Consider the following 14,175-nt stretch of genomic DNA (forward strand, 5'->3'; position numbering starts at 1 on the left):
GCAGCTAAAAAGCCTGCTTTGATATAAGCTGCATCATCAACACCCGCTGGTACGCGATTGGTTAATAAGTCTAAAATGAACTCTTCTTCACCCGCCGGTGGAGTTTTAATTAATTCAATAAGATCAGCCGTTTGCTGAGCATCTAATGGCGCTGGTACGATACCTAACGCGGCACGTTCTTCTACGTGTTTACGATATTCTTGTAGCACAATATTGCCCTCTTGGTGACGTGAAAGTATTCGGTGGCGCTTAATGCGCAACATATAACCCAATACTTATAGTATTCTAGCTCATGATTATAAAGCTTTTATGGTTAGATGAAAATCTATCCAGTTCGGCAACTGATTATACCGACTATAAGCATTATGAATAGTAGATATTAGAAAATCAATTTCCATGAATATTCATTAATTAAGAATCATTAGTATTTGTTTGTGATTACTTATTCATAACTTTAGCTTCAGCCATAAAAAAACCCAGCGCTAAGCTGGGTTTTTACTAGTGTATTTTAAGTTATTTACGCTTAACTTTTACACGCTCAACAGCTGTAATATGAGCTTCAACACGACGGTTTTCGGCGTGTGCAGCTTTAGTATTCGCTGGGTTTTTAAGGCGTTCTTCACCATAGCCTACCGTGGTAATACGATCTTTTGCGATACCATCTTTAATCAGCTCTTGTGCTACATCGTCTGCACGTTTTTTAGATAAGATTTTATTGTAGCGCGCATCACCAATTGCAGATGCGTGACCTTCTAACACTACTGTGGTGCCTTTATGCTCTTTTAAGAACTTAGCTACTGCTGCAACATTATCAAAATATTGTTGCTTAACCACAGCAGAGTCATGCGGGAACGTTACTAATAAGCTTGTAGTTACTTTACGGTCTTCATAAAGTGTACAACCATTAGCATCTACTGCATCGACCATAGGGGTGTTAGGGCATTTATCTTTTGCGTCAACAACACCGTCGTTATCGCTATCTACTGGCACAACAACTGGTGCTGGTGCTGGTTTCACTGGTACTACAGGTGCACTGCTTTGGTTAAATAAGTAGTTGATACCTAATTTAGCGTTTACGTCTGTGTAGCCACGGTCAAGACCTTGGTAAACTGATGTTTCTGCGTTTACGAATAAGCCATCAGTAAGAAAATGTTGGTAACCTAAACCCGCATTTAAAAACGTGTTGTCAGTGGCTACTTTCATTTCTTTAACACCAAACAAGCCGTAGAAAGGACCGCCATCAAAGTGGTAAAGCGCATCAATACCGTAACGCTCACCTTCTACGTCATTGCGATTTCCATTTGGAAATGGATTCGCTAAAAATGCATTAAAGTCCATATCTGCATATTCTAAGCGAGCACTCCAGTAGTCACTGAAGCGGTAACCTACTTCAGCACCCCAGCTTGCAGATTCATTAACTTCAAGATTTCTGTGCATGTTTAGGTCTTTCCACGATGCATCGTAGTACTCACCGAATACACCAATGTAAAAGCCTTCATTTTTTTCTGCAGCGAATGCTGATACGCTAGTTGCAGCTAGCGCGATTGCGATTGTAAGTGATTTTAATTTCATTGTTTTCTTCCCATTTTAACAACTTAAAAATATAGCTAATTACTTCTAGCTCAACCAGTTTTATAAATAGTAGCTGATCCTTTATTAATCAATACTTAACGAAGAATCACTTTAGTATTCTTTCAATCTTTTAACACACTTTTATTTATCTACACACTGTGTTATGGCAGGTGGAGTCAACTTTATAAACCAAATATCTAAGTAATAATATAGCAGTAACGCCGCTTTTTTAAACAACAAGCCTAACATAATAAATAATACTGAATTGACCACACAACAGTTTAATCCGCTTAGTATTTAATCATAGTATATAGATGTAAACCGCTGTAAAAGCGATTTACATCTATAAACTAATAATTAAGTACCGCAAAATGTACGATACTCTTTATCATCCTCAGATACTAGCTGAAATGCGGCGAGCAACTTACTATCGGCATAAGGATTAGCCATCACGGTGTTAAAGTCATTTAACAAGGTACTAGAGCCTGTATCATTATACTCACTGAGTATTTTTTCGATCACATGATTACGCGGAATTACCCGCGGATTAACCGCACGCATTATTTTATAGCTCTGCTCATTAGTACGCTTACGCCAATTAACAGCCCACTGCGTTAATGCTTCAGGAACCCTTGCTTGCCCGATTAATGACTCAGTGAGTGCATCAAAGGTATTGGTATAATCTAACTGGTGCTCTTTTAACAATGTTAATAACGCAGCAATCAGCTCTTTATCTACGGCACTTTCAGCCACCAAACCCAATTTACTCGCCCACATAGCACTGAATTGGCGATTAAACTGCTCTGCAAAGTCATTAATAATCGGTGTTAGCAATGCCACCGCGTGATCGTCGTCATCACAAATCAGGGGTATTAAACTCTCGGCTAAACGCGCGCAGTTCCAATTAGCAATGTTTGGTTGATTACCAAAAGCATAACGCCCTTGTTTATCTATTGAACTAAATACAGTATCAAAATCAAAGCGGTTCATCATTGCACATGGGCCATAATCAAGGGTTTCCCCACTGATCAAAGTGTTATCGGTATTCATCACGCCATGAATAAACCCCACACGCATCCAACTAACCACTAACTCAACTTGGTTTTTTATCACCGCAGCCAGCAAGGCTAAATAACGCTCAGCACCCGTCGCGGTAATATCGGGGTAATGACGTGCAATAGCTAAATCGGCCAAGTTTTTTAGCCCTTCGGTATCCCCTTGTGTGGCTAAGTATTGAAATGATCCTACTCGAATGTGACTGCTCGCTATACGCGTGACAATAGCGCCCGGCTGCGGTGGATTGCGGTACACAGTTTCGCCACTGCCCACCACCGCTAAACAGCGGGTGGTTTTAATGCCAAGCGCATGCATCGCCTCGCTCATGACATATTCTCGAATAGCTGGTCCAAGCGCACACCGTCCATCACCCCCGCGCGAAAAAGGGGTAGCGCCAGAGCCTTTTAATTGAATGTCCCATAATTGCTGCTCGGCATCAGCCACCGCGCCGAGTAAATGCGCTCTTCCGTCACCTAAACGTGGCGAAAAGTGGCCAAACTGATGTCCCGAATAACCCAGCGCCACCGCAGCAATTGTCTGTTTGTCGTTACCGCTAAAAACATTCGCACGTGCAGTGGCTGCAATATCAATATTAAACTGTTGCGCTAAACTGGCGTTCCATAATAACAGCTGCGGGTTAGCAACACTGGTTGGCTGATCTTGTATCGCAAAGTTATCGGCTATCTGTGTGTACCTTGGCACTAAATTCATTATAACTCTCTATTGTTGTGGGCTAATACCGACACGATTATCACCAACACTATAAGCGATTATTAAACTAAGTTCCTGCATCGATAAGCCACTTTGCTGTTGTAATTGATTAAAAAACGCTTGCGCTGCGGTTAACGACTTTTTAGTGTGTAAGCCGCCATCTATTATTTTATGAGCACGTAAATAGCTTTCTACGTCACGCGATAACAAAAAGGTGTCTTTCCCCAAAGCGCGTAACGCATAGGGTCCCGTATTCCCCCCTAAACGCGCACCATGTTGTTTTAAATATGCCCATAAGCCAATAATATCTTCGCTTGGCCAATTAGCAATAAATTGACTAAAACTACCATGCTGCTCAGCAGCCTCATGGATCATCAAAGCATTTTGTACAATTGTGGTTACTTTTTTATAATTACGCACAATACGTTCATCACTGGCTTTTTGCTCTAGCATGTCGGGCGGCATCATCACTAGTTTTTCTACGCTAAATTGCCAAAAAACCTCTCTAAAGCCAGCCCATTTACTGTTAATGACCGACCAATAAAAACCACTTTGAAACACCTTGCGAGTAAACTCTTCTAACCAACAATCATCATTTAAAGCAGCTAATTGCTGCGGTGTTGCTGGTTTAGCAAGTAATTGCTGCAACATCGCAGCGGACCCTTTGCGCGCTACCGCGCGTTGGTAAATATCAGTAAACTTTTCCATCTGCTCGATACCTCATTTCGCCGTGATAAATCTCGTAGCGTATTGCCCCTTAGTTTAAGGGAAAACAGCTTGATACGTAACTGCTAACAAAATCGATGACACTATCTGTGTGCTGCTGCTTGACACCCAGATGGCTAAAATGATTTAATCCCCGCACTTACCCTATTTAATTATCTTGGTTAGTTTTACACTCAACCAAGATAAAGGGCTAGAAGAGGTGCGTTATTCAGGTAGCGTATGTTAGGAGCACAAACTCCAATGAGCATACGTGAGGGGAATTAACGCCGAGAAATAACCCTATTTGTGTATTGGTTATTTCGGGCGACTAGGTTGAATCCTAGCGACTGTCACCAATTTCCGTATTCATAGCGGATTATTAGTTTGGTGGAGAGCTTCTGGTCTTAGTATAATGAGGCCGTGCGCCCTATTATTTAAGCCCATTCGCTCTTCGAATTATAACGTACCCACAATATTGGGTATTTGTTCGAATGACGTTAATGCGGCTCCTTGCCATACACGCTTTAACTCACCGAACACTCTATAAGTTCGCGAGAGATGATCAACAATTTTAATTTGAATGACTACTCAGTGTGGACAGCACTGGTAACCCCATTTACGCAAAATGGCGCCATTGACTATACCACTTTAACGACCCTGGTTAGCGAGCAAGCCGCTGCAAACAATGCTATTTTATTACTCGGTAGCACAGGTGAAGGACTGGCTTTAACCCTTAAAGAACAACAAGCCATTGTTGAGCATGTGTGCCAATTAGCACCAAGCGTGCCATTAATGGTCGCTGTCGGTGGTATGAACCTAAAGCAACAAATCGCTTGGGTTGAATACTGCAATCACTTACCCATTCACAGCTTTTTACTAGGCTCGCCATTATATGCAAAACCAGGTGTCATTGGCCAAACCCATTGGTTTAAAAGCCTACTCGACACCAGTAAACACCCGTGCATGCTGTACAACGTCCCTGGGCGCAGCGCAGTAGACATTCCCGTTGCGACAGTAGAAAACCTACAACAGCATCACAACCTATGGGCACTGAAAGAGGCCAGTGGCGATATCGCTCAGTTTGAAGCCTATCGCCAAGCGGCGCCAAACTTAGCTATTTTTAGTGGTGACGATGCGCTCATGCCGTACTTTGCACAAGCGGGTGCCAAAGGCTTAGTATCAGTTGCAGCAAATGCATGGCCGCAACAAACTCACGAATTTGTACAACGCAGTCTCAGTGGTCAACACCCCAATTTATTTACGCAATGGTCCAGCGCTATAAGCAGCTTGTTCACCGTAGCGAACCCCATTCCGGTGAAAGTGCTGATGCATTTACAAGGGCGCTTAAGCAGCCCGCAATTGCGACCGCCTTTAACCCACCTTGAGTTACCGCAAACCGATTGCATTACCACGGCAAACAACACCATTTTATCTTGGCATTAAATACAGGTTTTTATAATGAGCTGGTTAGAACTATTAAATAATTTAGAGTCGGGCGCGGTTCGCGCAGCATCACAAAACGACAGCGGCCAATGGCAAGCTAACGTTGCAGTAAAACAAGGCATTTTAGCAGCCTTTAAAAATGGCACTAACACCGAATTTAACGGTGGTTTTGTTGATAAACATAATTTAGCCCCCCAGCAGTTTAGTGCTGAAGATGGTGTACGTATGGTACCGGGTGGCTCAAGTGTACGCCGCGGTGCTTATGTCGCTAAAGGCACCATTATTATGCCACCAGCGTATGTAAATATTGGCGCATACATTGACGAAGGCACTATGGTCGATAGCCATGCATTAGTGGGCTCGTGTGCGCAAGTGGGTAAAAACGTGCATTTAAGTGCCGCTGTACAATTGGGAGGGGTACTGGAGCCTATTGGCGCAAGCCCTGTTGTGGTAGAAGACGATGCTTTTATTGGCGCCGGCTGCGTGATTGTTGAAGGCGTCGTGGTAAAAAAAGGTGCGGTACTGGCACCCGGCGTGCGTTTATCAGCCACGATTCCAGTGTACGATTGCGTAAACGAGCGACAACTTGCGAAAGGCGAACCCATTCCAGAATACGCCATTGTGATACCAGGCTCTCGCCCTGCGTCAAACGAGTGGGCCCGCGCACAAGGATTAAGTATGTCCTGCGCGCTCATTGTTAAATACCGCGACGAACAAAGTGATGCATCATTATTGCTCGAAGAGGTTTTACGATAATGCGCTTTTTGAGCACGCCGGTTAAAACCGCCATTAACACGCTTTCACAGCAACTTGACAGCCCGTTTTTTGTTTATGACTTAGATACACTAAATGCACACCTTACGCGTTTAGTTGCGCAAACTGAGGTAAAGCTTTGGTATGCAGTAAAAGCTAATCCGCTGTCTAAGATCATCCATAGCCTAGACAGCGCCGGCTTTAACTTTGACGTAGCCAGTAAGGGTGAACTTGAACAGGTACTCGCCCAAGGTATTAATAGCGACCGCGTGCTCAACACTGGGCCAGCTAAAAGCCCGCAACAAATTAAACACTTTATTGCCCGCGGCGTACGCATATTTGTTGCCGAAAGCCTTAATCAAGTGCGTTGGTTAAACCAACAAGCACAGCTGCAAAATACGCAACTGCAAGTGTTACTTCGTGTGCAATTACGCTGGCCTGCAGGCGAGAAAAACCCACTTGGTGGCGACAGCCTGACCCCATTTGGGCTTGGCTGCAATGAATGGCAAGCATTAAACACCGCTGATTACCCGGCGCTTAGCTTTGATGGCCTGCATATTTTTCAGTGGGGCAACATGCTTAGCACGCAAAAACTAAGCGCGCTGTGGTCACAAATGATAGCGCCACTTGCAAACCTTGCCAGTAACTTAAATATTAATCTTAAAATTTTAGATTTAGGCGGCGGACTGGGTATTCCTTACAGCGCCAACGACGCCACCCTTGAATGGGATGAGCTTATCGCCGCGCTTGCTAACATTAAACGCGAGGCTGGTGTTGAGCAGTTATGGATGGAGTTAGGTCGTTACGCTGTGGGTGAATGTGGCCATTACGCCAACCCCGTGGTTGAGCGCAAACAAAATTACGACCAACAGCAAGTTATTTTAACTGGCGGTATTAACCACTTATTACGCCCCGCCGTTACCAGCCAAGATTTCCCAGCAGCCTTGCTGCGCGAATCAACGGCTCCGATGCAAGCAATGAGCCTCTACGGGCCGCTTTGTACTGCGCTCGATTGCTTAGGTGAACATTCATTACCGGGCGATTTAAATGAACAGGACTGGCTGGTCTTTAGCCAGTGCGGCGCGTATGGTTTTACCGAAAGCATGCCATACTTTTTATGCCACGAGCTTGCTGCTGAATACACTCTACAACAGGGTCAACTCACGTGTGTACGTCAAGCACAAGATGCCAGCGATTATTTAAGGTAAACACCTATGAGTATTACAACAGTTATTAGCCAAGAAAACATTGTCGTTGGTGAAGTTGCCAATGGGTTACCTCTTACCATTCCTGTGTATCGTTTAAAAGGCGATGGCAGCGCCCCTAGCGTGTATATTCAGGCCAATATGCATGGTGCAGAAGTACAAGGCAATGCGGTTATTTTTCAGCTGCTAGAGCAATTAAAACATTTAAAGCTCAAGGGGGATATTACTCTAGTCCCTTATGCTAACCCGATTGGCTGTAATCAAAAGTCGGGCGAGTTTACCTTAGGCCGCTTCGATCCTATTACCGGCACTAACTGGAACCGAATGTATCATTACAATGCAGATTTAGTCACCCAGTTTGCCAATGAGCACACACACTACGACGACGCCATGTTACGCAGCGCCTTCAAACGCGCACTTATTGCCGAAGTTGACCGCAAGCTCAATGGCCCAGCGTATTTACTTAATACAGGCAAGCGCATTGCACTTAATCTGCAAAAGCTCGCCCATCAAGCCGATATTGTACTTGATTTACACACCGGTCCCATTTCGAGCAAGCATTTATATTGCCCAAGTTATGCCACCGACAGCGCGCGTTACTTTAATATAGAGCATGTGCTGCTGATCCCCAGTGACTTCGATGGTGCCATGGACGAAGCCAACTTTTGCCCATGGTGGCATCTCAGCGATGCATTGAGTGCGCAAGGACGTGAGTTAGCCATCCCCGTTGAAGCGTTTACCGTGGAGCTTGGTAGCCAAGAAAAAATAGATTTAGATGAAGCACTTAACGATGCTAACAGCATTTTAAGTTATTTGAATCATAAAGGCGTATTACACGATGCTGTGCATGTTCCGGCTAACATTACCCGCTACGCGTGCTACCTTAAAGATTACTTGGTCTATTACGCCCCAATGGGCGGCATGGTGGAATATCTTGCCCCACTAGGCGAGCACATTAAAGCTGGAGCGCCGATTGCAAAAATTCTTCGCATGGAGCGCTACTTAAGTGAACAACCACTGCAAACCCTAACCCTTGATAGCGATGCCATTGCCATATTGCACTTTGCCTCAGCGAGTGTAAATCAAGGTACTGAGCTATATAAATTTTTTACCAATGTATTTGAGCTTTAAGCTCCCCCTTCTCATTGCGTGAGAGTCGACTAGTTGAGTATTACTAGTGCTAAACAAAAAGCGACCTAGGTCGCTTTTTTATTGCTTAGGTAAATAATAATTCAGGAAAAATTCACCATTAATATGTTAAAAAAGCGCTATAATGAGCAATAAATAACCTCACTGCATCACTGACAAAGGAATCATAATGATCTGGCGCTACTGGATATTACTTTCAGCCTTATTTAGCACGGCTATATATGCACAAGAGACAAAAAAAAACGAGCAAAATAATGAGCTCGAACTGGTTAAGCAATGTATATTAAACGAAGTGATTGGCGGTGATGGCAAACAAACGCTCAACCAACTTCGTAATAAGTGTTCCGCCTTAGAAGAAAGCAAACAACTAACAGCGATTGACAAACGCCAAGCACGTGAAGCTGTAGGCAAAAAGAACCGTAATGTTATTACGCCACATAAGCGCAATTACATCCTGCCTATTTCTCATATATCAAACCCAAATACACGCCCGTTTGATGGTTTTGCACAATTAACCGATGAAAACGATGGCGATCCACTTGACAACATCGAGGCTAAATACCAGTTATCTATAAAAGTCCCCTTGTTCGATGATTTTTCTGACCCTGATCAAGCTATCTTTTTTGGTTTTACCTTACAGTCTTATTGGCAGCTTTATAACGATGATATCTCTTCTCCCTTTCGTGAAACTAATTACGAACCAGAGGTTTTTTGGATTAACTATTTAGATCCAGAAAACGTTTTATGGGGTGATGAAATGGCAATAGCATTAGGTATTTCACACCAATCGAATGGCCGCAGCCAGCCAAATTCCCGTTCTTGGAACCGTATCTATGCTGACTTTATTTGGGAAAATAGAGGCTTTGTGTTTAGCTTTAAACCTTGGTACCGCATTCCCGAAAACAAGAAGCCAGCGCCTTTAGATGCTCGTGGTGACGATAACCCCGATATCTACAAATACATGGGCTATTTTGAGTTTAGTGGAGCCTACCGCTTCCATGATCATGAATTTAGTTTTATGACGCGTAACAATTTAAATTCCGATAACCGCGGCGCTATTCAGCTAGATTGGTCATTTCCATTGTGGGGCCGAGTACGTGGCTATGCGCAATATTTTAACGGCTATGGCGAAAGCTTAATTGATTATAACGCTGATATTGAGCGCATTGGAGTTGGTATACTGCTCACCGATTTACTTTAATGGCGAATGCATAACATCAACACGCATTGCCTGTTGATGTTATGCCCTCAGTTACATTATTTTTTTACCACGAACTGCCCTTCAAACTCAGCCACTACCTTGTCACCGTCATATATAATTACCGGCACTAAGTAACTCGCTTTACCTTCGGTTGCTAAGTCGCTCAGCTTTCCTTTACAGGTATGTATATCAACACAGCCACGGGGGTCGCTATTCAATGGCTTTAAGTATTTAATAGTTGCATCGGCCAGCACGATATTACCTTCGAGTCCGGCTTCTTTTAGCGCTAAGTAGGTGGCTCCCCATCCTGTTAATGTCGCTAGGCTATAAATAGAGCCGGCAAACATCGTATTATGCAAATTTAAATTGGCATCTAAATCGGCGCGTGTAGTAAATTGCCAATCGGTGTAGCTTTCTACCTTAATGCCCATCGCATCACTAATGGGAATAGACTCTCGCCAGGTGTTTTGCAACACTTGAGTCCAGTTAGGGTGACGGAACCAACCCGGCTCTGATGGCTTTTGTTTCACCATTTTATAGTGCTGCACATCGTCGTACGCTAAATGCGCTTTTTCTAGTGTTTCATAGCCATGGCGCTTATAAAACTCTAAAGCACGTTCACGCGCAAATAATACTAGTTCATTAGCATTTTGCGTCCACGCTATTTTTTCGAGCTCATGTAATAAGCGGCTGCCAATGTGTTGGTTGCGACTTGTTTCATCTACCGCCATGTAGCGCACTTGAGCCTGCTGCTGATTATTAAAATGTAGTCGAGCGACGCCGAGTACTTTACCTGCTTTATTTTTAATAAATCTATGCTCGGACTCTTGTTCTAAGTCATCTTGTTCAGAACCACGCGGCTCCCCCCAAGGCGCACGTAAAACTTGCCAGCGTAATTGGTAATAAGCTTGCCAATCTTCACTACTTTGCGGGGTGCTTACCTGAAACATACATACTCCATAAATTAAAATAAAAGGCTACATTTGTTAATTATGCTAAATACCATACTCCATGTTGATAAAACTGCCAATACGACTTTGGTGATGTCAGGCCAGTGTGTAAAAAATTAGTGACAAACGCATTGCGCTTTAACTACGCTGGTTTATGCTGTTTAACATGAACAAGTTTATAAACCCTACAACTGGGGTAATTAGTCGCCATTTTATCGAATATAGCCAACAGGCTGGGCAGCTACTTTATTGGCATAACCATAAGGGGGCACGCATTCAAGTGCGTCAGTATCAACAATTGCGTTGGTTACTTATAAACGACACACTACAATCTGTGGTACTGCAACACCAACCAGAGCAATTATTACTGCCTCATTTACAATGCTTAGCGCAACATTGGCAAGCGCATACAGCGCCTATTAAAGTACTTGAATTGGGGCTTGGGGGCGGCGCAATTCGCAATTATTTAGTGCAACGTTATCCTGAAGCTGAGATCACATCGGTGGAAATAAATAGCGCCATTATTAGTTGTTACACCACCTTTTTCGCGCACGATAGGCAACAACCGTTAATATGTAACAGTGCACAACAAGTACTTAATAGCGCACACGCTATAGATTGGATTGTATTGGATTTATTTAGTCAGGTAGATGCGCCACGGTTTTTATTTGAGCAGGCTTTTTATGAAAAAATACACGCAGCTCTAAATAACAACGGCACCTTGTTTATTAATTTTTTAGCCCAGCATGAGTCACAATTAAAGCAGCTGCAACAGTTATTATTGCAGGTGTTTGGTTATAAAATTAGCCCGCAAAAAATAGCAGGCTATATGAATCATATTGTGATGATCACTAAGCAAGCGCCTAAACAGCTAAATTAAACGTGACGGGCCCATCGTTACACAAACTCAGTTGCATATCTGCAGCAAATTCGCCCGTGGCAACGGTTAAATTTAACGCCTTCGCTTGCGCCACAAAGTACTGGTATAACTCGTTAGCTTGGCTTGGGGTTGCCGCCGATGAAAAGCTAGGTCGCATGCCCTTTTTGGTATTTGCCGCTAAGGTAAACTGCGACACCACTAATAATTCACCCTCGATATCTTTAATGCTCAAATTCATTTTATCGTTCGCGTCGCTAAAAATACGGTAGTTGCTCACCTTATGTAACAGTTTATCGGCAGTTTGCTTATCGTCATGCTTTTCAACGCCTAATAGCAATACAATTCCTTGCTCAATTTTACCTACTACCTGATTATCTATTACCACATTGGCATGTTTTACCCGCTGTATTAAGCCTTGCATTTAATCGTGATCCTTACTGCTTGTTGGTTCATCTAAATCTATTTCTGGTGTATCTGCGATATTGTTAGGGCTAATACATACCGTCAGTTCAGCGCCTAGTAGCACCACTATCCACGATAAATATATCCAAACAAATAAAATAGGAATGGTGGCAACCGCACCATAAATAACTTCGTAGGATGGAAAGTGGCTAATATAAAGTGCAAAGCCTTTTTTCGTGAGCTCAAATAATAACGCAGCAAATAGCGCGCCTGGGATTGCCGCTTTAAACGACACGCGAGTATTAGGCACTAAGGTATAGAGCATAATAAAACCTAACATCGAAATCGCATAAGGCAGTAGCTTTAATAGCAAGCCACTAAAGCCTGGAATGCCCTGATCGGCAAACGACACCAAGGAAACAATATAAGAAGTAACCGCAATGCTGCCGCCTAGTAAGACCGGCCCTAAACTCAGTACCATCCAATAAACTGCAAACGAAATCATCATTGGGCGCTTTTTCTTGATGCGCCAAATACGGTTCATTGTCGCGTCAACATTACGGATCAATAGCAAAGCAATCGCGGCTAAAAAGCCAATGCCAATGGCGGTCATTTTATTTGCATTACCGGCAAATGCACCAATGTGCTCTTTAATGACATCGGAAGAGGTGGGCACGAAATTAGTAAATAAAAAATTCTCAATCGCAAGGCGGGTTGATTCAAACCCCGGAAAAGCCGAAAAAATCGCCACACCCACCGCAATTAACGGCACTAGAGAGAGTAACGTAACATAGGCTAAATAGCCTGCATTAACGGTTATTTGGTCGTCAATACAGCGGTTAATATATTGCATCCACCAGCCGGGCTGCTGACGCAAAAAAGAGCCAACTAGCTGTTTATAATGAGAGAGCTTATCGTTCATAACCTTGACTTGTGCTAATATTATTTTGACCATAATAACAACCAGTACCATAATTTACAGCATTAACACGCAAATAGGGAATCAAATGAAAAAGCAAACATTACTTAGCGCCTCGTTATTGGCATTAACCGTTGCTTTATCGGGCTGTCAATCGGCCTATTACTCGGCAATGGAAAAAGTCGGCATACACAAGCGCGATATTCTTATTGACCGTGTAGAAGAAACCAAAGACTCACAACAAGAGTCGCAGCAAGAATTTCAATCGGCGCTAGAGCGCTTAACCACACTGATAAACTACCAAGGCGGCGAGCTTCAAGCTGCCTATGAACAACTTAACGACGATTATGAGTCAAGTTTAGCAGCGGCTAATGAAGTGTCTGCGAATATCAATAAAGTGGAAGAGGTAGCCGAGGCCTTGTTCGCAGAGTGGAGTGATGAATTAGCGCAGTATAAAAGCGCTACGTTAAAGCGCGCTAGTAGTAAAAAGCTCAACGCTACTCAGCGTCAATTTAACCAATTGCTACGTTCAATGCGCAGCGCAGAAAGCAAGATGGAACCGGTATTATCGTCATTAAACGATAATGTGCTGTATTTAAAACATAACTTAAATGCGCAAGCCGTATCAGCTATCAAAGGTGAGTTCACTAACCTGAAGCGTGATATTCAAGTGCTTATGGACGATATGAATAAATCAATTGCCGATTCAAATAAGTTTATTGAGCAAATGAATAAAGCGGGCTAAAAGCTGCTGGGGAACGGTGTCAATAATTATTAAGCCCATTGATTTTAATGGGCTTTTTTATGATTAATTATTATTGTTTGCAAGCGTTTTTATTTAACCATATTTGCTACACTTTTACCTTATTAGAACAATAAGAATCGTTAACTATGAAACTGCGTAGTCTAAGTTTACTCATCTTTGTAAGCACTTTAGTCGCTTGTAGTGCGGCTAATCAGGTGCAAATTATTGCCGGCCCCGATACAGTGATCCCGCAGTATCAACAGGGCGAACGGGCTGGGCGCTACCATAACCTGTATCCTGGTGAAAAAAGCTATCCTGTGAGCTGTGAAAGCCACTGCTACCCTAGTAATGCGCAGCTAGTATGCGGAACAAAAGACGAAAACTGCCAGTACACAGGTACACAACCCACTCCTCAGTTAAACACACACTTTACCGTACGCTGGCTTGGTCATGCCGGGTTTATCATAAAATCCCCTAACGGCCA

General features: G+C 43.3%; 14 protein-coding genes, 1 pseudogene and 1 riboswitch. Of the genes and pseudogenes, 8 read left to right on the forward strand and 7 right to left on the reverse strand.

Going from position 1 to position 14,175, the window contains the following annotated elements; all coding sequences use genetic code 11:
* From ABYB02_RS08670 to ABYB02_RS08685, 4 genes are all read right to left on the reverse strand, one after another.
* A partial coding sequence (locus ABYB02_RS08670; protein ID WP_372762071.1) for a hypothetical protein occupies window positions 1-209 on the reverse strand: 209 nt, incomplete at its 3' end.
* A 304-nt stretch (window positions 210-513) separates the two neighbouring features.
* On the reverse strand, window positions 514-1,572 hold the full coding sequence (locus ABYB02_RS08675) for an OmpA family protein (RefSeq protein WP_372762072.1): 1,059 nt from the start codon (window positions 1,570-1,572) through the stop codon (window positions 514-516).
* Between the two features lie 357 nt (window positions 1,573-1,929).
* Window positions 1,930-3,339 (reverse strand): YdiU family protein, encoded by a 1,410-nt coding sequence (locus tag ABYB02_RS08680; RefSeq protein WP_372762073.1) that lies wholly within the window; start codon window positions 3,337-3,339, stop codon window positions 1,930-1,932.
* Window positions 3,340-3,348: 9 nt separating this feature from the next.
* A complete protein-coding gene (locus ABYB02_RS08685) occupies window positions 3,349-4,047 on the reverse strand; it encodes a DNA-3-methyladenine glycosylase I (RefSeq protein ID WP_372762074.1) in 699 nt (232 codons plus the stop codon).
* A gap of 204 nt (window positions 4,048-4,251) precedes the next feature.
* Window positions 4,252-4,450: riboswitch (Lysine riboswitch) on the forward strand.
* 152 nt (window positions 4,451-4,602) lie between these two features.
* On the opposite strand from ABYB02_RS08685, the gene dapA reads away from it, so the two are divergent.
* The 5 genes from dapA (at window position 4,603) to ABYB02_RS08710 (ending at window position 9,795) form a co-directional block, all read left to right on the forward strand.
* On the forward strand, window positions 4,603-5,487 hold the full coding sequence (gene dapA / locus ABYB02_RS08690; protein WP_372762075.1) for a 4-hydroxy-tetrahydrodipicolinate synthase: 885 nt from the start codon (window positions 4,603-4,605) through the stop codon (window positions 5,485-5,487).
* 15 nt (window positions 5,488-5,502) lie between these two features.
* The gene (locus ABYB02_RS08695) at window positions 5,503-6,243 is read left to right on the forward strand and encodes a 2,3,4,5-tetrahydropyridine-2,6-dicarboxylate N-succinyltransferase (protein WP_372762076.1); all 741 of its coding nucleotides are present in this window, start codon (window positions 5,503-5,505) and stop codon (window positions 6,241-6,243) included.
* The gene (locus ABYB02_RS08700) at window positions 6,243-7,448 is read left to right on the forward strand and encodes a PLP-dependent decarboxylase (RefSeq protein WP_372762077.1); all 1,206 of its coding nucleotides are present in this window, start codon (window positions 6,243-6,245) and stop codon (window positions 7,446-7,448) included. Before ABYB02_RS08695 ends, ABYB02_RS08700 begins: the two co-directional genes overlap by 1 nt.
* A gap of 6 nt (window positions 7,449-7,454) precedes the next feature.
* Window positions 7,455-8,576 (forward strand): succinylglutamate desuccinylase/aspartoacylase family protein, encoded by a 1,122-nt coding sequence (locus tag ABYB02_RS08705; RefSeq protein ID WP_372762078.1) that lies wholly within the window; start codon window positions 7,455-7,457, stop codon window positions 8,574-8,576.
* Between the two features lie 187 nt (window positions 8,577-8,763).
* Complete coding sequence (locus ABYB02_RS08710; RefSeq protein ID WP_372762079.1) at window positions 8,764-9,795, forward strand: phospholipase A; 1,032 nt, start codon at window positions 8,764-8,766, stop codon at window positions 9,793-9,795.
* Window positions 9,796-9,851: 56 nt separating this feature from the next.
* Here the strand turns inward: ABYB02_RS08710 and ABYB02_RS08715 are convergent, their stop codons facing one another.
* Window positions 9,852-10,745: a YiiD C-terminal domain-containing protein gene (locus ABYB02_RS08715; RefSeq protein WP_372762080.1), complete on the reverse strand. Its 894-nt coding sequence runs from the start codon at window positions 10,743-10,745 to the stop codon at window positions 9,852-9,854.
* Window positions 10,746-10,899: 154 nt separating this feature from the next.
* Between ABYB02_RS08715 and ABYB02_RS08720 the strand changes: the two genes are divergently transcribed.
* Window positions 10,900-11,625 carry a spermidine synthase gene (locus ABYB02_RS08720; RefSeq protein ID WP_372762081.1) on the forward strand — a complete coding sequence of 242 codons (726 nt, stop codon included), beginning with the start codon at window positions 10,900-10,902 and terminating at the stop codon, window positions 11,623-11,625.
* Here ABYB02_RS08720 and dtd read toward each other — a convergent pair.
* Both dtd and ABYB02_RS08730 read right to left on the reverse strand, forming a co-directional pair.
* Window positions 11,609-12,046 (reverse strand): D-aminoacyl-tRNA deacylase, encoded by a 438-nt coding sequence (gene dtd / locus ABYB02_RS08725; protein ID WP_372762082.1) that lies wholly within the window; start codon window positions 12,044-12,046, stop codon window positions 11,609-11,611. The two genes, ABYB02_RS08720 and dtd, sit on opposite strands and share 17 nt — an antisense overlap.
* Window positions 12,047-12,949 (reverse strand): virulence factor BrkB family protein, encoded by a 903-nt coding sequence (locus tag ABYB02_RS08730; protein ID WP_372762083.1) that lies wholly within the window; start codon window positions 12,947-12,949, stop codon window positions 12,047-12,049. It lies immediately after the preceding gene.
* A gap of 85 nt (window positions 12,950-13,034) precedes the next feature.
* Between ABYB02_RS08730 and ABYB02_RS08735 the strand changes: the two genes are divergently transcribed.
* Together ABYB02_RS08735 and ABYB02_RS08740 are read left to right on the forward strand one after the other, a co-directional pair.
* Window positions 13,035-13,691, forward strand: a complete 657-nt coding sequence (locus ABYB02_RS08735; RefSeq protein WP_372762084.1) for a DUF2959 domain-containing protein — start codon at window positions 13,035-13,037, stop codon at window positions 13,689-13,691.
* A 146-nt stretch (window positions 13,692-13,837) separates the two neighbouring features.
* Window positions 13,838-14,175: pseudogene (locus tag ABYB02_RS08740) on the forward strand (Zn-dependent hydrolase); the annotation flags it as partial.

The organism is Pseudoalteromonas sp. (assembly GCF_041613455.1).
GTDB lineage: Bacteria > Pseudomonadota > Gammaproteobacteria > Enterobacterales > Alteromonadaceae > Pseudoalteromonas.

Excerpts from the sequence above, each read along its gene's own strand:
- dtd (WP_372762082.1), bottom strand. The coding sequence starts at position 12,046 with ATGCAAGGCTTAATACAGCGGGTAAAACATGCCAATGTGGTAATAGAT.
- ABYB02_RS08730 (WP_372762083.1), bottom strand. The coding sequence starts at position 12,949 with ATGAACGATAAGCTCTCTCATTATAAACAGCTAGTTGGCTCTTTTTTG.
- ABYB02_RS08710 (WP_372762079.1), top strand. The coding sequence starts at position 8,764 with ATGATCTGGCGCTACTGGATATTACTTTCAGCCTTATTTAGCACGGCT.
- ABYB02_RS08695 (WP_372762076.1), top strand. The coding sequence starts at position 5,503 with ATGAGCTGGTTAGAACTATTAAATAATTTAGAGTCGGGCGCGGTTCGC.
- ABYB02_RS08715 (WP_372762080.1), bottom strand. The coding sequence starts at position 10,745 with ATGTTTCAGGTAAGCACCCCGCAAAGTAGTGAAGATTGGCAAGCTTAT.
- dapA (WP_372762075.1), top strand. The coding sequence starts at position 4,603 with ATGATCAACAATTTTAATTTGAATGACTACTCAGTGTGGACAGCACTG.
- ABYB02_RS08680 (WP_372762073.1), bottom strand. The coding sequence starts at position 3,339 with ATGAATTTAGTGCCAAGGTACACACAGATAGCCGATAACTTTGCGATA.
- ABYB02_RS08705 (WP_372762078.1), top strand. The coding sequence starts at position 7,455 with ATGAGTATTACAACAGTTATTAGCCAAGAAAACATTGTCGTTGGTGAA.
- ABYB02_RS08735 (WP_372762084.1), top strand. The coding sequence starts at position 13,035 with ATGAAAAAGCAAACATTACTTAGCGCCTCGTTATTGGCATTAACCGTT.
- ABYB02_RS08700 (WP_372762077.1), top strand. The coding sequence starts at position 6,243 with ATGCGCTTTTTGAGCACGCCGGTTAAAACCGCCATTAACACGCTTTCA.
- ABYB02_RS08675 (WP_372762072.1), bottom strand. The coding sequence starts at position 1,572 with ATGAAATTAAAATCACTTACAATCGCAATCGCGCTAGCTGCAACTAGC.
- ABYB02_RS08720 (WP_372762081.1), top strand. The coding sequence starts at position 10,900 with ATGCTGTTTAACATGAACAAGTTTATAAACCCTACAACTGGGGTAATT.
- ABYB02_RS08685 (WP_372762074.1), bottom strand. The coding sequence starts at position 4,047 with ATGGAAAAGTTTACTGATATTTACCAACGCGCGGTAGCGCGCAAAGGG.